The 19,750-nt window shown below is 65.9% G+C and carries 11 protein-coding genes and 1 pseudogene; 7 read left to right on the top strand and 5 right to left on the bottom strand.

The window, feature by feature from the left end:
- Window positions 1-74: 74 nt before the first annotated feature.
- The 3 genes and pseudogenes from cyoB to DFR50_RS25100 all read right to left on the bottom strand — a co-directional run.
- Window positions 75-2,057: pseudogene (cyoB, locus tag DFR50_RS25090) on the bottom strand (cytochrome o ubiquinol oxidase subunit I); the annotation flags it as partial.
- Complete coding sequence (gene cyoA, locus DFR50_RS25095; RefSeq protein ID WP_113892009.1) at window positions 2,057-2,995, bottom strand: ubiquinol oxidase subunit II; 939 nt, start codon at window positions 2,993-2,995, stop codon at window positions 2,057-2,059. The pseudogene cyoB and the gene cyoA, both read right to left, overlap by 1 nt.
- Before the next feature lie 290 nt (window positions 2,996-3,285).
- Entirely contained in the window at window positions 3,286-3,963 is a 678-nt protein-coding gene (locus DFR50_RS25100; protein WP_113892010.1) for a TetR family transcriptional regulator, read from the bottom strand.
- A 623-nt stretch (window positions 3,964-4,586) separates the two neighbouring features.
- Between DFR50_RS25100 and DFR50_RS25105 the strand changes: the two genes are divergently transcribed.
- The 7 genes from DFR50_RS25105 (at window position 4,587) to DFR50_RS25135 (ending at window position 16,903) form a co-directional block, all read left to right on the top strand.
- Complete coding sequence (locus DFR50_RS25105; protein WP_210209038.1) at window positions 4,587-6,191, top strand: UbiD family decarboxylase; 1,605 nt, start codon at window positions 4,587-4,589, stop codon at window positions 6,189-6,191.
- A 245-nt stretch (window positions 6,192-6,436) separates the two neighbouring features.
- The gene (locus DFR50_RS25110; RefSeq protein WP_113892011.1) at window positions 6,437-8,242 is read left to right on the top strand and encodes a UbiD family decarboxylase; all 1,806 of its coding nucleotides are present in this window, start codon (window positions 6,437-6,439) and stop codon (window positions 8,240-8,242) included.
- Window positions 8,243-8,348: 106 nt separating this feature from the next.
- Window positions 8,349-8,921: a UbiX family flavin prenyltransferase gene (locus DFR50_RS25115; protein ID WP_113892012.1), complete on the top strand. Its 573-nt coding sequence runs from the start codon at window positions 8,349-8,351 to the stop codon at window positions 8,919-8,921.
- Window positions 8,908-9,402, top strand: a complete 495-nt coding sequence (locus DFR50_RS25120; protein WP_113892013.1) for a pyridoxamine 5'-phosphate oxidase family protein — start codon at window positions 8,908-8,910, stop codon at window positions 9,400-9,402. Before DFR50_RS25115 ends, DFR50_RS25120 begins: the two co-directional genes overlap by 14 nt.
- A 166-nt stretch (window positions 9,403-9,568) precedes the next feature.
- Complete coding sequence (locus tag DFR50_RS25125; protein WP_113892014.1) at window positions 9,569-10,864, top strand: PrpF domain-containing protein; 1,296 nt, start codon at window positions 9,569-9,571, stop codon at window positions 10,862-10,864.
- A gap of 41 nt (window positions 10,865-10,905) precedes the next feature.
- Window positions 10,906-12,654 (top strand): hypothetical protein, encoded by a 1,749-nt coding sequence (locus DFR50_RS25130; protein WP_113892015.1) that lies wholly within the window; start codon window positions 10,906-10,908, stop codon window positions 12,652-12,654.
- Window positions 12,655-12,820: 166 nt separating this feature from the next.
- A complete protein-coding gene (locus tag DFR50_RS25135; RefSeq protein WP_113892016.1) occupies window positions 12,821-16,903 on the top strand; it encodes a PAS domain S-box protein in 4,083 nt (1,360 codons plus the stop codon).
- Between the two features lie 51 nt (window positions 16,904-16,954).
- On the opposite strand, the gene cysN is transcribed toward DFR50_RS25135, so the two are convergent.
- Window positions 16,955-18,826 carry a sulfate adenylyltransferase subunit CysN gene (gene cysN / locus DFR50_RS25140; protein WP_113892017.1) on the bottom strand — a complete coding sequence of 624 codons (1,872 nt, stop codon included), beginning with the start codon at window positions 18,824-18,826 and terminating at the stop codon, window positions 16,955-16,957.
- Window positions 18,826-19,734, bottom strand: a complete 909-nt coding sequence (cysD, locus tag DFR50_RS25145) for a sulfate adenylyltransferase subunit CysD (protein WP_210209039.1) — start codon at window positions 19,732-19,734, stop codon at window positions 18,826-18,828. The genes cysN and cysD overlap by 1 nt, the downstream gene beginning before the upstream one ends.
- Window positions 19,735-19,750 lie beyond the last annotated feature (16 nt).

Here is a 19,750-nt window from a genome sequence, read left to right on the forward strand (position 1 = left end):
TCCGCGCCGGCGGCGACGCGCTCGCCGCGCTCCTGTTCCCGAACCCGCACCAGCCGGATGCCCGGCTCACGCCCCGCCACCAGGTCTGCGCGCCGCTCGCGCCGGCGAGCGTCGATCCGTCTCACCTCCTCGGCCGGGATTTCGTATTCCTCGGCATTGCGCCAGGCGAAGACGACGAAGGTGGCGAAGGCGCCGGCAATTCCGGCCGCCGTCAGCCACCAGATGTGCCAGATCAGCGCAAAGCCGGTGAAGAAGGCGAAGAAGGCGACGACGAATCCGGTCGGGCTGTTGACCGGCATCTCGATCGCCTCGTAGCGCGGCGGCGGCGAGAGCTTCGCCGTCGCGATCGCCCGCTGCTTCAACACCCAGTAGGCCTCCTCGCCGGCGACGTCCGGCAGGGCGGCGAAGTTGAAGGCGGGCGGCGGCGAGGCGGTGAACCATTCGAGCGTCCGCCCGTCCCACGGATCGCCGGTGCGGTCGCGCAAGAGCGCGCGCTCGCGCACGCTGACGACGATCTGCACGATCTGGCAGACGATTCCGGCGAGGATGACGACCGCGCCGATCGCGGCGATGGCGAGCCACGGCCGCCATTCGGCGACGTCGTAGCGCTGCAGCCGGCGCGTCATGCCTTCGAGCCCGACGACGTAGCCCGGCATCCAGGCGACGTAGAAGCCGATCACCCACAGCCAGAAGGCGGCCAAGCCCCATCGTCGGTCGAGGCGGAAGCCGAACGCCTTCGGAAACCAGTAGGTGTAGCCGGCGAAGACGCCGAACAGCACGCCGCCGATGATCACGTTGTGGAAGTGGGCGACCAGGAACAACGAGTTGTGCAGCACGAAATCGGCCGGCGGGACCGCGAGCAGCACGCCGGTCATGCCGCCGATGGCGAAGGTGATCATGAAGGCGAGCGCCCACAGCATCGGCGGCTCGAACCGCACCCGCCCGCCCCACATGGTGAAGGTCCAGTTGAGAATCTTCACCCCCGTCGGGACGGCGATGATCATCGAGGCGACGCCGAAGACGGCGTTGACGTCGGCGCCCGCGCCCATGGTGAAGAAGTGGTGCAGCCAGACCATGAAGGACAGAATGCAGATCGCGAGCGTCGCCAGCACCATCGAGCGATAGCCGAACAGCGGCTTGCCCGAGAAGGTCGACACGACCTCCGAGAACACGCCGAACGCCGGCAGAATCAGAATGTAGACCTCCGGATGGCCCCACGCCCAGAACAGGTTGACGTACATCATGGCGTTTCCGCCCATGTCCGTCGTGAAGAAATGGAACCCCAGGTAGCGGTCGAGCAGCAGCATCGCGAAGGTCGCGGTCAGCACCGGGAAGGCCGCGACGATCAACAGGTTCGAGGCGAGCGCGGTCCAGCAGAAGATCGGCATGCGCATGTACGTCATGCCGGGCGCGCGCAGCTTCAGGATCGTGGTGACGAAATTGACGCCGGTGAGCAGCGTCCCCACCCCGGAGATCTGCAGCGCCCACAGATAGTAGTCGACTCCGACGCCGGGCGAGAAGGCCGCTTCCGAGAGCGGCGGATAGCCCATCCAGCCGGCCTTGGAGAACTCGCCGACGATCAGCGAGACGTTGACCAGCAGCACGCCGGTCGCCGTCAGCCAGAAGCTCACCGAGTTCAGGGTCGGAAAGGCGACGTCGCGCACGCCCAGTTGCAGCGGCACGGCGAAGTTCATCAGCCCGATCACGAACGGCATCGCCACGAAGAAGATCATGATCGTGCCGTGGGCGGAAAAGATCTGGTTGAAGTGGCCGGGCTCGAGAAAGCCGTTGGAGTGGAAGGCGAACGCCTGCTGCGCCCGCATCATGATCGCGTCGGCGAAGCCGCGCACCAGCATCACCAGCGCGAGCGCGCAGTACATGACGCCGATGCGCTTGTGGTCGACCGAGGTGATCCACTCGCGCCAGAGATAGGGCCACCAGCCCTTGACCGTGACGAGGGCGAGCACGCCGAGCACGATCACGATCACGACCAGCCCAGTCACGAGCGGGATCGGCTGGTCGAGCGGGATCGCGCCCAGGGTGAGCTTGCCGAGCATCAGGTCCCCCCGCAGATCGCCGCGCCCGGGGCGCTCGCTTCGTGCGCCGGCCGGATCAACGGCGAGGGCTGCGGCGCGGTTCCCTCGACGATCGCGCGAAACAGGTTCGGGTCGGCCGAGCGCCAGACGGCCGGCTTCACGGCCTCGCTGGGCTTGACGAGTTTCTCGTATTCCGCGCGATCGAGGACGGCCGGAGCCGCTTTCGCGGCGGCGATCCACCCGGCGTAGCCGTCGGCGGGCAGCGCTTTCACTTGGAAGCGCATGTCTGGAAACCCCCGGCCGCTGAAATTGGCGGAGAAGCCGGGGTAGTCGCCCGGCTCGTCGGCCTGCAGCCAGAGCTGCGAGGCCATCCCCGCCATCGCGTAGATCTGGCTGCCGAGCCGCGGCACGAAGAAACTGTTCATCGGGCCGCTCGAGGTCAGGGTGAAATGGATCGGGCGGCCGACCGGGACCGCCAGTTCGTTGACGCTCGCCACCCCCTCGTCGGGAAACAGGAACAGCCATTTCCAGTCGAGCGCCACGACCTGAACCTCGACCGGTTTCTCCTTGCCCGGCAGGGGTTTGTAGGGATCGAGGTCGTGCGAGCCGAACCAGGCGACGCCGCCGAGGACCACGACCACCAGCAGCGGAATTGCCCAGACGATCAGCTCGAGATGGCCGGAAAACTCCCACTCCGGCCAATAGAAGGCGCGCCGGTTGGAGGCGCGGAACCAGAAGGCGACGCCGGCGATGAGCGCGATGACCGGCAGCACGATCGCCAGCATGATCGCCACGGAATCGATGAGAATGAGTTTCTGCGCAGCCCCCACCGGGCCCGCGGGGTCGAGCACGCCGCCGCAGCCGGCGAGCGGCGCCGCCGCAAGCGCCGCGAGCAGCCGAAAGCGCGACGCCGCGACCAGACCGTCCGGACCTTGGCGCCCGATGAGCCGTCGACGCATTGGCCGCTCCGCATGAGTTGGCGGGTCCCGAATTCGGTCGATGTCTCGCTTGCCGTCTTGGCGCGGACGTCTTCGAAGCCTGCGCCGCCGCGCGCAAAAGGTTGAGGGGAACAATGGGGCGGAGTTTTGGCGACGTGGACGGCAAGGGCCCCGTCGTGGCGCTCACGCCGACACGGGGCCAGGTGATCGGCTCACTGGCGGCTCCCTGCGCCGCGCGGACCGGAGCGCCGAAACTGCCGCCGAGCGCTCTCGGCCCGAACGGCCGCGTCCGCTCGCCACGACTCGTTCCGCTAACGGCCGGCCAGAGCCGGAACCACGATTCGCGCGATCAGGTCCTGCATGGCCGCGAGCGTCGACTCCGGAGGCCTCCAGTCTGATGGCGGCTCTGCGGCGGTCGGCGCGACCGGAATCACGATTTCGTGGAGGATCAAAGGCCCGACGAGCAGGTAATGGACGCTGAGGAGGTCGAGGGGCGGCAGGAGTCCTCGCGCCCCCGCCGTATCCACGTAACGCTTCGTCACACCGAGGATGCGCCACACGATGGCGCGAACCTCCGCGCCGGTGCGGGAGAGGCCGTCCGCCAATTCGTGGGCGATCGTCCGCGTGGAGGCACGGCTTCGGCTGTACTCCTCGGCGTGAATGCGAACGATGCCGCGCAAGCCCTCCAGCGGGTCCTCGCAGTCGGCGAGTTCCCGCTCCAGGCGATCGGCAAAGCGCGAGAAGTGGCGCTTGAGGATTTCCTGATAGAGCTTTTCCTTGTTTCCGATGTGATAATAAATCGTCGCCTTGTTCAGACCCGCCAGGGTCGCGATCTGATCCATGCTGGCCCCGGCGAAGCCCTCGTTCGCGAACACGGTTTCCGCCGCATCGAACAGCCGCGCGACCGCGTTCGACTCGAAATCGATGACGGTGCGGCGGCCGCGCTCGAGGACACGGGACGGAGCTCTTGGAACGGATTTGCGCAACAACCCTCACACGGAAAGCCCGCTCGCCGATCGACGCCGACATCAATGCTCTGGTCGAGCAGATCTCATTGCGCATTTCGCGGCGCGATAGCGAGCGCCATTCAATGGATCGACGGCGAATTCCGCGCAACCCCCGGTCCGGTTGGGCGATCCGGCGCGCGGAGAAGGCGCGCCGGCCGAATCCTAACTAACCGGTTAGTCTAATCGAAGTCGTTGACCGATTCTGAGTCGCCCGCTCCGAGCGTATATTTCCCCGTCCTTAAGTTCGCTTTGGCTACTTCTCTCGCCTATTATGCTATCCATGACTAATGATTCGCTGTTCGTGAGAAACCGATCGAGATCGCCTAACCTCCCGATCTCTTTTACTGCCTTGGCGCTATGCCCTGTCCGACTTGTTCCTCACAAGTTAATGTGAGCTACCCTAACATTAACTCACCAAGGACAATTTGTCGCAGGTTTAGACTTACGCCGCGCGTTGACTCCGAACGCCGCCGCCCATACCCTCTAACCGGTTGGTTAGTGTCAGTCTATCTGAAGTGACGGCGATGAACGACATGGTCAAACGCCCGCAAGGGCGAAGTTACTCAGACTTGCAAGACCATCTATCGATCTTAGAAAAAAACAATTTGCTAAATACCATCGCGCGATCCATCAACAAGGACACAGAGGTCCATCCCCTCGTTCGGTGGCAATTCTGCGGCGGCATCGCGGAAGACGAACGAAAAGGGTTTCTGTTCACCGCCGTCAGCGATTCCAAGAACCGCGCCTATGATCGGACCCAGGTCGCCGTCGGGGTGCTGTCGGCCAATCCGCAGATCTATGCGCTCGGCATGAATTGCTCGATCGACCAGATCGGAAAGGCCTGGATCGACGCGATCGCCAATCCCGTCGCGCCCCGCGTCGTCGACAGCGCCGCCTGCCAGGAGATCGTGCTCACCGGAAAAGACGTCTCCGACCCCGGCAAGGGCCTCGAAGCGCTTCCCATCCCGGTGTCCACGCCGGGGTTCGACGTCGCGCCCTACCTCACCGCCGGCCTCTGGATCACCAGGGACCCCGACACCGGCGTGCAGAACATGGGAGTCTATCGCGGCAACCTGAAAGCCGCGGACCGCCTGTGCGTGATGATGGAGAAGGCGACGCTCGCGGGCGGCTATGTCCACTGGACCAAGTACCGGGACCGGAATGAACCGATGCCGTTCGCCGTGGTCCTCGGCGCCCCGCCGGTCGTCGAATTTCTCGGCCCGCAAAAACTGCCGATCGGCGTCGACGAACTGACGGTGGCCGGCGGGCTGGCCAAGGGGCCGATCAACGTCGTCAAGTGCCGAACCGTCGATCTGCTCGTGCCCGCCGAGGCCAACGTCGTCATCGAAGGCCTGATCGACACCGAGACCCTCGAGCCGGAAGGCCCGTTCGGAGAGTCGCACGGCTACATGCAGATCGAGGAATACAACATGATCGCCCGCGTGACCGCGATCACGCGGCGCAAGGACGCGATCATCACCTCGATCATCTCGCAAGTGACGCCGAGCGAATCGAGCGTCATCAAGAAACTGGCCTACGAGCCGCTGTTTCTCGAGCATCTGCGCGATCGTCTCAACATCAAGTCGGTCAAGCGCGTGTCGCTGCACGAGCCCTGGACGAACCTGAGAAAATTCGTGTTCGTCACGCTCGAGCGCGGCGCGGCCAAGACCGAGGTCTGGCGGGCGCTCGCCGGCGCTTCGTCGCTCCAGCCGGCGATCGGCAAGTTCTGCGTCGCCATCAACGAGGACGTGAATCCCGACAACGCCAATCACGTCCTGTGGGCGATCGCCTATCGCTGCAACCCGGTCGATGACATCCAGATCGTCAACTACAAGAGCGCCGGGCACGCCCCCAGGACCGCCGCCTCGCCGCTCGAGTCGATCGTGCTGATCGATGCGACGCTGAAGGTGGACTTCCCGCCGGTGGCGCTGCCGAAGCGCGAATACATGGAGAACGCGAAGCGCCTCTGGGCGGAGCTCGGCTTGCCGCCGCTCAAGCCGGAAAGCCCGTGGTTCGGCTATTCGCTCGGCGAATGGAACGACGACTGGGACAAGCGCGCGAGCCTCGCCGCCGCGGGCGACTGGCTGCTCAACGGCCTCGACAGCGCCAAGCGAGCCCGGGCGATGCGCGAGCCGAACGTGACGGTTTCGGACGTCCTGCCGGACGGTCCTCAATCGACCAGGGCAACCGACGCAAAGACGAATCTCTAGGGAGGCTGCGATGTCGCAGCGGACTCTGCCCGGGTTCGCCGCCCATCTGGAGACGATCGGGCGGCTTGTCCGATCGAGGGGGAGAAGCGGGCCGACGAGCGAGTCGGCCGCATCGCCGAGCGTCGACCGGACTGTTCGTAAACGTTCGCGGACGCCTGCTGCGTCTACGAACAAGGGAAGGCGGAACGTCGACGCCGCGCGCCCGGGAACGGCTCGACAATCAGCATGTTGTAGGAGATCAGGCTATGGGAATCGTCGCCCCTGACACCACCGCGACCAAGGACGCTCCGCAAAAAGGCTTCAAGCGCGCTTACGACGACTTGAACGACCATCTGGAGAAGCTGAAGAAGGCCGATCTCCTGTGGACCATCGACGAGCCGATGAACAAGGACAAGCATCTGCACGCCTTCGTTCGCTGGGGCTACGTCGGCGACGTCGGGACGGTGCTCACCAACAATCCCAAGCGCGCGTTCCTGTTCACCAACGTGACCGACGCCAAGGGCCGAACCTACAAGGGCGACTGCGACGTGCAGGTCGGCGGCACCGCCGGGTCGCCGGCGATCTATGCGATGTCCATGGGAATCGACGACAAGGGCGAAGACCTGACCGCGTTGTCGCAGAAGATCTACCAAAAATGGATGCACGCCTTCAAGAATCCCATCCCGGCCGTTGAAATTCCGTCGGAGGAGGCGCCGGTTCACGAGGTGGTTCTGCTCGAAAAGGACATTCAGGGCGGCGCGGGCAAGGGCCTCGACACCATCCCGGTCCCCAACAACACGCCGGGGTGGGACACCGCGCCCTACTTCTCGGCGGGCCTCTGGATCACGCTCAACCCCGACACCGGAATTGAGAACTTCAGCCAGAACCGCTGCAGCCTGAAGGCGTCCGACCGGATGACGGCGATGTGGCTCATCCAGACCAACGGCGGCGCGCACAACAACTGGACGAAGTACAAGGCGCGCGGCGAGAAGATGCCGGTCGCCCTGGTGGTCGGCGCGCCTCCCGCCCTGCAGGTGATCGGACCGCAGAAGACCCCGGAAGACCTGAACGACATGGATGTCGCAGGCGGGCTGGCCGGCGCCGCTTATCGGAAGGTGCGGGGCAAGACCGTGCCGCTGTGGGTTCCGGCCGACGCGCAGATCGTGATCGAAGGCTGGATCGATCCGACCAAGCTGGAGATGGAGGCGCCGTTCGGCGAATCCTACGGCAACATGTCGGTCGAGGAATACAATCATTCCATCACGGTGACGGCGATCACGCGGCGGAAGAAAGCGATCCTGACCTCGATGATCTCGCAGATGGCGCCGTCCGAATCGGGCGTGATCAAGCAGTTGAACTATAGCGCCGTCATGCTGAACCACTTGAAGAACACTTTGTACATCAGGCAGGTGAAGGACGTGGCGTTGCACGGGCCGATGATCGGCGTTTCGCGCTTCACCGTGATCGTTCTGGAGAAAAACACGCCGCGCACCGAAATCTGGCGCGCGCTCGAAGGCGCCACGACTTTCATGCGCTCGGTCGGCAAGATGACCGTCGCCGTCGACGAAGACGTCAATCCCAACAACATCGAGGAGGTTCTGTGGGCGATCGCCTACCGCACCGACCTGATGAAATCGGTGAAGATCGAGGACTACCAGGCCAACGGACACGCGCCGAAACTGCGCGATCGCGAATGGGAGGCCAAGATCATGATCGACGCGACGATGCATTACCCGATGCCGCCCGTCGCCCTGCCGACCAAGGAGATCATGGAGGAGGCCAGGGCGATCTGGCAGAAGGTCGGACTGCCGCCGGTCACGCCGCGCTGGAAATGGTACGGCTACAACCTGGGCGACTGGACGGACGAATGGACGAAGTGCGCCGAACGCGCCGTCGCCGGAGACTGGCTGATCAACGGCCTGAGGACGGCGCGGCTGGTCGACACCGACGCCGTCGGCGGACCGACCGCCGGCGTGCCGCACAAGGGGGTCGTCGTCTGGAACGAGAAGACCAACGAGGTCGATTATCCCCCGGGATTCCCGCTCAAGGACCAGTTCGACACCGACGAGTGAGGAGCGGGCCTCGGGGTTTGCAATCGCACGCGAGCGGCCAGGATCGTGAAGGGCCGGCGTTCGACGCCGGCCCTGCGGACCTGGGCCGCTGGGGGAGAGCGGAGCCATGAAACGGTTGATCGTCGGGCTGTCCGGCGCCAGCGGATCGATTTATGGGATCAGGCTTCTCGAAGTCCTGAAAACCATTCCGGAGATCGAAACCCACCTCGTCGTGAGCAAGGGGGCGGAGATGACGATGCGGCTGGAAGCCGGCCTCGACCCCGCCGCCGTCAAGGAGCTCGCCGAGGTCGTCCACCATCCGGGCAACCTCGCGGCTTCCATTTCCAGCGGTTCGTTTCAGACGATCGGGATGGTGGTTCTCCCCTGTTCGATGAAGAGCCTCGCCCAGATCGCGCTGGCGCTGGACGACAACCTGCTCACGCGGGCCGCGGACGTGACCTTGAAGGAGCGGCGCAGGCTCGTCGTCGTGCCGCGCGAGACCCCGCTCAACCTGTCGCATCTCCGGCACATGGTTGCGATCACCGAGATGGGCGGCGTCATCCTGCCGCCGGTCCCGTCCTTCTACCACCATCCGCGCTCGGTCTCCGACATCGTCGACCAGACGATCGGCAAGGTCCTCGACCAGTTCCAGATCGCCCACGACCTCTTTGCGCGTTGGAAGGGCCATGCCGAACGATGACCTCGAGGCGAGGCGCCTCGACCTCATGACCAGGTCGACGACGATGACGCTCGCGACCTGCGCCGACGATCGCCCGTGGGCGACCGACGTCTACTTCGTCAGCGTCGGCTTCGATCTGTGGTTCGTCTCGTCCTCGAACTCGCGGCACTCGGCCAACCTGAAGCGCAATCCCCGCTGCGCGGCGACGATCCACGCGCCGGCGCGCGACTGGACGGAGATCCGAGGCCTTCAGTTCGAGGGAACCGCCTCCCGCGCTCCGGCGACGGACACGATGCGGCTGCTTGTTCCGTATTTCCAGAAATTTCCCTTCGCCGAGGCCATTTTCGCCGGTTTGAGTTCGGGATCGGGCCTGGCGCGGATGGCCGTCTACCGATTTGCCGCCGACAGGGTCTGGTACATCGACAATTCTCTCGGCTTCGGCTCGAAATACACATGCGCGATCGACGGCGGAAATCGGGTCGGCGCGTTCGGCAAGATCTAGAGCATGATGAAATCAAGTGGAAACACCGCCGTCATTGCGAGCGAAGCGAGGCAATCCACGCCGGGACGCTGCGGCGCCGTGGATTGCTTCGCCTTCGGCTCGCAATGACGAACCTCAATTCATCCTGACCTAGGGGCTGCTCCGTCCGTCTGCAAGGACTTGCATCATGGCGTACTTCCACTTTGACCGAAACCTCGAGCAGATCCTCGCGCCGATCACGCTGATCCGCGCCGGAACCAGCCGCGGCTTCTTTTTCGAGGGGCGCAACGTCCCGAAGCCGGGCGAGGGCCTCGAGGAATTCCTGCTCGCCGTCCGCGGCTCGCCCGACCCCATGGGCATGGACGGCCTCGGCGGCGACACCATTCTCCAGTCGAAATGCGCGATCGTCTCGCCGTCCAGGCGCCCTGACGCCGACGTCGACTACACCTTCGTCCAGATTTTTCCTGACCAGCCCGCCACGCTCACCTACAAGATGAACTGCGGCAACATCTCCGCGGGCGTGCCGGTGTTCGCGCTGATGAAGAACATGATCCCGAACCCCGCCGACGGGCGGGTGACGGTGCGGGCGTTTTCCACCAACACGCAGAAGATGATGTACATGACGCTCGACGTCCTGAACGGCGAGGCGCGGGTGGCCGGGGACACCGCGATCGGAGGCGTTCCCGGGACGGGCGCCGAAATCCTCGTCGACTTTCGCGAGCAAGGCGGCGGCTTCACCGGCCGGACGTTTCCGACCGGCAATCTCGTCGACAGGATCACGCTCGGCGACGGCGCCGCGATCGACGTCACGATCATGGACATGGTCAATCTCTGCGGCTTCTTCGACGCCTCCGCGTTCGGGATCGGCTGCACCGGCCTCGAACTGCCGGCGCCGAGCGGCGCCGTCCTCGCCCCGCCCGGAATGCTCGCGCGCCTGACCGAACTGCGCCTGAAGATCGCGCACCTGATCGGCTGGAAAGGCTACACGCTCGACTCGATCGCCAGGGCGACCCTGCCGTTCGCGGTGTCGGTCGCCCCGCCGGCGAGCTACGCCGGCCTCGGCGGCGAGACAGTCGAGGCCGCGGACATCGACGTCGTCGCGCGGTTCTATCTCGAATCGATCATGCATTCGGCTGCGCCCGGCAGCGGCTCGACCTGCCTCGCCGCCGCGGCGGCGATCCCGGGAACCGTACCGAACAGGGTCTTGCGCGACGGCGCCCTCAAGTCCGGCAAGGGCGGCAGACTGACCCTCGGCCATCCGAGCGGCGCGTTCGCGCTGACCGTGTCGCCGATCCCGGGCGCGACCCCGAACGCGACCGCCTATTCGGCGCTGAGTTTCCCGAGGACGGCCCGGATTCTGTGCGACGGCGCCGTCTACATCCGCAACGAGAGGCCGCCCGAGCGCAAGGCCTGGAGCGAAGCCGACGAACTGACGGCGGCGTCGTTCTTTCTGCGCGGCGACAGCGTCGTCGTTCAGAAGTAATCCCGGCGCCGCCCCTGTGGCGGAGCGGAGGTCCAACGCGCGTGCCGACTCTGCTCGTCGTCTGGGTAGGCCTTCTTCTTCTGGCTGCGCGTCCGGCCGGCGCGCAGACCGCCATCCTCCAGAACGAGCCGCAGAATTCGCCGTTCGCCTACATCCTCGACGCCCTCGCCCGCCACCCGGGGACGCCGCAGTGTTACATCGACGAGGGGTATCTGAACTTCCTCGAGGACTGGGACCTCGACCCGGACATCGTCCCGACGCCGGGCGGCGGAACGAGCGACATCCGGCGCTGGCGCTATCCGCCGGGGAGCGAGCCGGGCAGCCCGGACGTCACGCGGACGTTTCTCAGCGGTCTGGACGCCATCCGCGGCGCCGACGTCAACGTCGCCGTCTCTCGCAAGGACTGCGACGGGTGCGCGAACCAGCGCCCGTACCTGCGCGAGGTCTTGCCGAAAGGGCGCCTGCACATCGACCTGCCGGCCGACGCGACCCACGCCAAGACCGTGCAATGCAGTAACGGCAGCGTCTACATGACGCAGAACGGCTCGACGAACCTGCAGACGGTCGGCGTCACGACGAAGGCCAACAGCGCTTTGGTCTTCGTGGAACTGGGCGCTCCGGACCGGGCGCCGCCGTTGTACGCTCGCTTCCGCACCCTGTGGCGCGCCGTCGTCGAGGATACGGGAACGGTGTTTCCCGGCGGAACGCACGATTCCTCAGGGCTCGACGGCATGACGACGCCGGCCGAGATCGGCGGCCGGAAAGTCAGTTTCTACGCCGGCCGACGGCATGCCTTCGTCGGGCCGACCTGGTCCGACGGCGGGTTGTCGCGGCCGTTTCCGGACAATCTCCATCCGCCGGCCGAAGGCGAGGTGGACGATCTGCAGACCGTCGATTGGTACGATCAGGTCATTCTCGACGCCGCGACATGGCTCGCCGAGGGGCGAGCCGTGACCGTCGACGTCTTCATGTTCGAGGTTGGCGCCGCCAATCCGTTCGTCGACAATCTCGCGAGGCTGGTCAGGTTCGGGTTCGTGGACTGCCCGGTGGCGGCCTGTCCGAGCTTCGCGAGCGCCAAGGTCGTGTCGGTCAGCAAGAAGCCCGGCGCCGTCCCGGCGCCGTCCGCCTTTCCCGGGAAGCTCACGGTGAATTTCTACTATCAGTTCCAGAACGGATGCGCGCGTCGCGCCGGATGCGCCACGACCACCTCCCAATACCTGAACAGCCCGATCGCCGGCGGCAGTTCCGACTACACGATGCGGGTGCGGAAGGTCTGGCAGGGCTTCGCCGACAGCCGCATGGAGGGCAACCCGGAAAGACCGTTCACGCCCCAGGACATGCACCTGAAAGTCGTCGTCGTCACCGCCGGGCGGCAGGCGAAACTCTACATCTCGACGTCCAACCTCGACACGCCGGACAAAGGCTCGGGACGGAAATGGCAGGCTGGAACCGTCGTCGATACGGCTGTCGACGACGAACTCATGCGCTTCTTCCAGCGGGAGCTCCACAGCATCGCCGAAGACGGCGACCTGTCCCAATTCCGCCTCGGCGCCGCCAACGCCTCGGGCAACAGCTACTTCGATCGAGCGGTCCGCCCGGCAGAGGAGCCCTTCGCCGCCTCCGGCATCGCCGCATTCGTGTTCCCGCTGAACGTGCAAGCCGCGGAGCCGCACGGCCCCCGCCAAGCGCAGCCGCCCAAGCCCCAGGGCCCGGCCGCCCTTCGGTCTCCTCTCGATGATGGGACAACGGCGCCCCCCGTGTATCCAGGGTTGAAAAAAGGCGCCCGATAGTGACCCTGTGTCGCATCGACGGCGCGAACATTGTGCTAACACTCATAATAGGGGCAGAGTGGACCCGACCGTTGGGCCGGCGCAGGCAGGCGGCGGATTCGTCGCAGCAACGTGGATCGGGTCGGAGTCTTTGTCAGGCGATCGTCAGCCTCGCGCGGGTCCTACCGTGTGGCCTTACTATGGCGCCTCGCTGGCGATCACGCTCCTGTTTGCGCTGGTGTCGGCCTACGTGGTCTGGCAGGTTCGGGCGACGGACTACGCCTCTGGCGGCAGGGCGGCGGCGAATACCGCCAAGCTCGTTGCGGACGATTTCGAGAATTCGTTTGTTCAACTGGACGGGCTGTTGAAGTCGATCGGCCGGCTCTACGTCGACGGGACGGCGAGCGGCGCGAAGGAGCCGTCGCGCCTCGCCGATTATATGAAGAACGAGATCGCCGACTATCCGTGGGTCTCGCGAGTCTTCGTCTTCAATCCGGACGGACAGGCCGTGCTGAGCAGCGGCGTACTCCAGCTCGACCCGAGCGCCGTCAATGTTGCGGACAGGACGTATTTCAGGCGCGCGGCCGCGGGCGACAAGGCGCTGATCTTCGACGGCCCGGTCGAGGGCCGATTCGCGAACGAGTGGGTGATCATCCTCGCGAGGCGGCTCGAGGACCGCCAGGGCGGCTTCCTCGGCGTCGTCGGCGTCAGCGTGCCGGTGGCGTATTACGCGACGCGGCTCCCGGCGGTCGACCTCGTCGACCATGGCGTCATCGTCCTGAGAAACCAGGAGGGCGTGCAGATCGCCCGCTTCTCCGGCGATCCGGGCGAGCGCGGCGCGCCGGGCGACAGCTCCATTTCGGCGACCTTGAAGGTCCTGATGCGCGGGCCGCTGGATCATGCGTTCTATCGGGCGGTTTCGCCGCTCGATCACGTCGACCGGCTCTACGCCTATGAAAGGTTGAGCCACGCGCCGTTCTTCGTGCTGGTCGGACTGCCGATGCAGTCCCTGGACGCGTCGTGGCGGCGTCTGGCGATGGAACTCGGCCTCCTGACGCTTGCGCTCGCAATCGCCGCGACGTGGTTCGCGCGCCGCCTGCACGCCTCGGCCGTCCTCCTGGACGAGGACAAGAGGCTGCTCGAGAAGCGCGTCGCCATCCGGACCGAGGAGCTGGAGACGAAAAACCGGGCGTTGATCGCGAGCGAACGGAAGTTCAGCGACATGATGGCTTGCGCTCCGAGCGCGATCGCGATCTTCACCGCCGACGGACGGATCGTCGAGGTCAACGCCGCCGCCTGCGACCTGCTCGGTTACACCCGCGACGAGCTGCTCGCCCTCGACGTGGCGAGCGTCCTGGATCCGGGCGAGCCTCGCGATCCCACCAATAATATGCGCCGTCTGGCCGCCGGCGAATTGAAGACCTACGGCGTCGTCAGACGCTGTCTGCGCAAGGACGGGCGGAGCGTCCCGGTGCAGGTCGAGACGTCGGTTGCGCGGACGTCATCCGGCGACGTCCGGTATTTCATCGCGCAGGGCTACGACGTCTCGTCGCGGCTCGCCTACGAGGAGCGCCTCAGGGCGCTGCTCGATTCCGCGGTCGACGGCGTCTATATCCACGATCTCGACGGCGTTATCGTCGAATTCAGCGAGTCCTTCGCCGAGATGCTCGGCTACAGCCGCGACGAGATCAGGACGCTCAACGTCGCCGACATCGACGTCGTCAAGAGCGCAAGCGAGCTTCGGGCCGCGTTTCGCCGGGAGGCGCAAAGCGGGCGGGCCCTCGCCATCGAGACGAGGCACCGCCGCAAGGACGGGTCCGTGCTCGACGTCGAGATCAGCGTCAAGGCGGTCGAACTCGGCGGAAAAACCTACCTCTACACGTCCTCGCGCGACATCGGCGAGCGCGTGCGCATGCGAAAAATGCTCGACGAGGAACGCCGGCGGCTGCGCGATTTCTCCCGCAGCACAGCGGACTGGTTCTGGGAACTCGACGAGAACTTGAAGTTTTCCTACCTCTCCGAGAGTTTCAAGGGCATCGACGGGCTGTCCGCCGACGATCTCCTGGGGATGTCGATCACGGACGTCTATGCCCAGGACGCGCTCAATCCGGGCGCGCTCAAGGCGGAAGGCGTCGAGCGATTGCGGGCGCGCAAGGCGTTTCGCGATATCGAGCGCTGCTACAGGGACGATCAGGGCGAGGTTCAGTGGTTTTCCGCGAGCGGCGTTCCCGTTTTCGACGAGGGCGGCGCCTTCACCGGCTATCGCGGCGTCGCCGCGATCGTCACCGCCCGCAAGCGCGCGGAACTCGACCTCGAGCGCAACCGTCGTCTGTTGCAGGAGCTGGTCGATTCCGCGGCCTACGGAATCGGCGTGTTCGACGAGAACCGGGAATGCGTCGTTCGCAACGAGAACTACGGCCGCATCCTCGGCCTGCCGCAGGACTTGCTCGACCGCGGACCCCTGCGGCTGCCCGACCAGTTCCGGTTCTGCTACGATCGCGGCGACTTCGCCGACCTCGGCCCCGATCTCACGGCCGATGAGGTCTGGTCCGCCGTGCAGACGCGGGGCGCGAGGCAGGCCGAGCGAAGGCTGGGCAACGGACGTTGGGTCGAAACGCGGGTCGCGCCCGTGACGGGCGGCGCGCTGGTGACCTATTTCGACGTCACCAACTACAAGACGATCGAAAGCGAACTGCGTCAGACCAAGGAACGCCTCGAAGCCGCGGCCGCGGCCGGCATCATCGGCGTTTGGGCAATCGATACCGCCACCGGCGCGATGTACTGGGACAAGGTGCAGCGCCAGCTGTACGATTTTCCCGAGAAGGATTTCGAGGTCACGACCCGAGCCTTTTACGCGCGGATCCATCCGGAGGACGAGCCCTCCGTCCGGGAGGCGCTCAGGCAGGCGGTGCTGGGCGAGCGCAACGCGCCGGCGGAATTCCGTATCCGCCGGCCCGACGGGTCGATTCGATACTTCCGCGGGCTGTCCCAGACGATTCGCCGACCCGACGGAAAGCCTGAGCGCGTGGTCGGCGTCACCTACGACGTGACCGAGCAGAAGACCGCCCTCAACGCCCTCGAGCAGGCCCGGGCTCAGGCGGAATCGGCGAACCGGGCGAAGTCTGAATTCCTGGCCAATATCAGCCACGAGATCCGGACGCCGCTCAACGCCATCCTCGGGATGACCCAACTGCTGGCGCGCAGCGAACTCGGCGAGGAACAGACCGGCTATGTCCGCGCCCTCGATGCGGCCGGACACAATATGCTGATCCTGCTCACCGACGTCCTCGACCTGTCGAAGATCGAGGCCGGCCAGCTCGAGCTGAACGAGGCGCCGTTCTCGCTCGGCGAGGTCATCGCCAGCGTCACGAACACGTTTGCGGTGGCGGCCCGAACGAGGGGTCTCGCGCTGCGCGTGGACCCGCTTCCCGACGACATTCCCGTCCTGCTCGGCGACGCCACGCGGCTGGGACAGGTCTTCAACAACCTGGTGGGCAACGCCCTCAAGTTCACCGCGCAAGGCGGAGTCACGGTTTCGGCCGAGACGGTCGCCGACCTCGCGGAGTCCGTTCGCGTTCGCGTCACGGTGCGCGACACCGGGATCGGCATCGCGCCCCGGCATCTGGGCAAGCTGTTCGAGCCGTTCGTCCAGGCGGAGCGCACGACCTACAGCAAGTTCGGCGGCACTGGCCTCGGTCTCGCAATCAGCAGGCGGTTGATCACGCTGATGGGCGGCGAGATCGGCGTCGCGAGCGAGCCGGGCAGCGGCAGCGAGTTCTGGTTCGTCGTCACGCTCAGGAAGGCGCCGGCCGAGTCGGCGAAGGCGGTGGCTCCGAGGTCGGCGAAGGGCGAGAAGCGGCTTTCCGGCATGCGGCTGCTCGTGGTCGACGACACGGACACAAACCGCGAGATCGCCGTCAAGCTGCTCGCCGTCGAAGGCGCGATCTGTGAGGCGGCCGAGAACGGCCGGGAGGCGATCGAGCGGCTTCGCGCCGATCCGGACGCCTTCGACCTGATCCTGATGGACATTCAGATGCCCGACATGGACGGCCTCGAGGCGACGCGCGTCATTCGCCTCGACCTGGGGCTCGCCGACCTGCCGGTGATCGCCCTGACCGCCGGGGCGTTGGCCAGCCAGCGCGAACTCGCCCTCGCCGCGGGCATGAACGGTTTTGTCGCCAAGCCGTTCCGGCTCCGGGACCTGGTGGCGGCGATCGCCCCGTGGCTCGGGCGCGAGGCCGCCGGGCGCAAGGCGTCCAGCGCCTCGTGACCGAAGCAAGACGTGGAGTCGTCTCCCCGTCGAGCGGCGTCGCGCCGCCGCTCAGAACCTTGCGACGTTCCCGCGCCGCTCCAGCTCGGCGACCACCCGGTCGGCCAGCGCTTCCACGCCCTCCTCGCCGGACAGGAGCGTGAGATCCGGGCTCTCCGGCCGCTCGTAGGGCTGATCGACGCCGGTGAAGTTCTTGATCTGGCCGGCGAGCGCCTTCTTGTAGAGGCCCTTCGGGTCGCGCGCGATCGCCGTCGCGAGCGGCGTGTCGACGAAAATCTCGATGAACTCTCCCGCCGCCGCCGTATCCCGCACGAGCTTTCGCTCGGCGCGGAAGGGCGAAATGAAGGAGCAGAGCACGATCAGCCCGGCATCGGTCATGAGTCTCGCCACCTCGCCGACGCGCCGGATGTTTTCGACGCGATCGGCGGCGGTGAAGCCGAGGTCCTTGTTCAGGCCGTGGCGGACGTTGTCGCCGTCGAGCAGGGCGGTGTGAACCCCGCGGGCGTGGAGCTTGGCCTCGACCACGTTGGCGATGGTCGACTTGCCGGCGCCCGAGAGCCCAGTGAACCACAGCACCGCCGGCTTCTGGTGCTTGAGACGCGCATGCGCCTCTCGCCCGACCGTGAGGCCCTGCCAATGAACGTTGGTCGCGCGGCGGAGCCCGTGGGCGATCATGCCGGCGCCGGCGGTCCCATTGGTCAGACGGTCGATCAGGATGAACGAGCCGGTGTCGCGGTTGTCGACATAGGCGTCGTAGGCGACCGGCATGGTGACGGCCAGATTGCAGAGGCCGACCTCGTTGAGGTCGAGCCGCTTGGCGGCGAGCTTGTCGTAGGTGTTGACGTCGAGCCGATGCTTGAGTTCGGTGACGGAAGCCGGGACGGTCCTGGTCCCGATCTTCATCAGATAGGACCGCCCGGGCAGCATCGCGTCCGCGCTCATCCAGATGACGTTCGCGGTGAACTGGTCGGCGACTTCCGGACGATGGTCCGGATGCGACAGCACGTCGCCCCGCGCGATGTCGAGTTCGTCGGCGAGCGTCAGGGTGACGGCGTCGCCGGCCTCGGCGCTTTCGGCCTCCGCGTCGGCGACCAGGATTCCGGCGACCGTGGTCTGACGACCGGAACCCGCCACGACGATCGGGTCGCCCCTGGCGACCCGCCCGCTGGCGATCGTGCCGGCGACGCCGCGGAAGTCGAGGTGGGGGCGATTGATCCACTGGACCGGCAGGCGGAACGGCGCGGTCCGGCGGTCCTCCTCGACCTCGATGCGCTCGAGATAGTCCATCAGATGCACGCCCTCGAACCAGGGGGTGCGTTCGCTCGTCGCCGAAACGTTGTCGCCGTAGCGCGCCGACAGGGGGATGGCGTACAGCGAGTGGAAGCCGAGCGGCTCGGCGAACTGGCGATACGCGATGACGATGTCGCGGAACGTCTTCTCGTCGTATCCGACGAGGTCGATCTTGTTCACCGCCAGAACAATGTGCCGGATCCCGAGCAGCGACGCGATGATCGAATGGCGATAGGTCTGGGTCAGCAGCCCCTTGCGCGCGTCGACGAGCACGATGGCGAGATCGGCGTTGGAGGCGCCGGTGGCCATGTTGCGGGTGTACTGCTCGTGCCCCGGCGTGTCGGCCACGATGAACGAGCGCTTCTCGGTGGCGAAGTAGCGATAGGCGACGTCGATCGTGATGCCTTGCTCGCGTTCCGCCTCGAGTCCGTCGACCAGCAGGGCGAAGTCGATGTCGTCCTCGGTCGTCCCGAACTTCTTCGAGTCGCGCTCCAGCGCCGAAAGCTGGTCGTCGAAGATCAGCTTCTTTTCGTAAAGCAGGCGCCCGATCAGGGTCGACTTGCCGTCGTCGACCGAGCCGCAGGTGAGGAGCCGCAGGGTCGGAAGCGCGGATAGTCTGAGCGCCTCGTTCATCAGAAATACCCCTCCCGCTTCTTCTTCTCCATCGAACCCGCTTCGTCGCTGTCGATCAGACGGCCCTGCCGCTCGGAGGTGGTGGAGGCGCGCATTTCCGCGATGATGTCGGCCAGCGTCTCGGCCTCGGACTCGATCGCCCCGGTCAGCGGGTAGCAGCCCAACGTGCGGAAGCGGACCTTGATCTCGCGCGGAACTTCGCCGGGCTCGAGCGGAAGGCGGTCGTCGTCGACCATGATCAAGGCGCCGGAGCGCTCGACCACCGGGCGCGCCTTGGAAAAATACAGCGGCACGACCGGAATATTTTCCGCTTCGATATATTCCCACACGTCGAGTTCGGTCCAGTTCGACAGCGGGAACACACGCATCGATTCGCCGTCGCGCATGCGCGTGTTGAACAGCCGCCACAGTTCCGGACGCTGGTTGCGCGGATCCCAGGCGTGAGCGGCCGACCGATGCGAAAAGATGCGCTCCTTGGCTCGGCTCTTCTCCTCGTCGCGCCGCGCGCCGCCGAACGCCGCGTCCCAGCCGCCCTTGTCCAGCGCCTGACGCAGCGCCTCGGTCTTCATGATCTGGGTATGGACCTGCGAGCCGGACGCGACCGGCGAAATCCCGCGGCGGACGCCATCCTCGTTGATATGCACGATGAGGTTCAGACCGAGCCGCTGCGCCGTCTCGTCGCGAAACGTGATCATTTCGCGGAACTTCCAAGTCGTGTCGACATGGAGCAGGGGAAACGGCGGCCTCGCGGGATGAAAGGCTTTCATCGCCACATGCAGCATGACGCTCGAGTCTTTTCCGATCGAGTACAGCATCACCGGATTGCGCGTCTCGGCGACGACCTCACGCATAATGTGGATTGATTCGGCTTCGAGTCTCTTCAAATGGGCAGGCAACGCGTTCGTCATATCAAGTTCCGCAAAG

Origin of the sequence: Roseiarcus fermentans (assembly GCF_003315135.1) — a bacterium.
In the GTDB taxonomy this organism is placed as follows: Bacteria; Pseudomonadota; Alphaproteobacteria; order Rhizobiales; family Beijerinckiaceae; genus Roseiarcus; species Roseiarcus fermentans.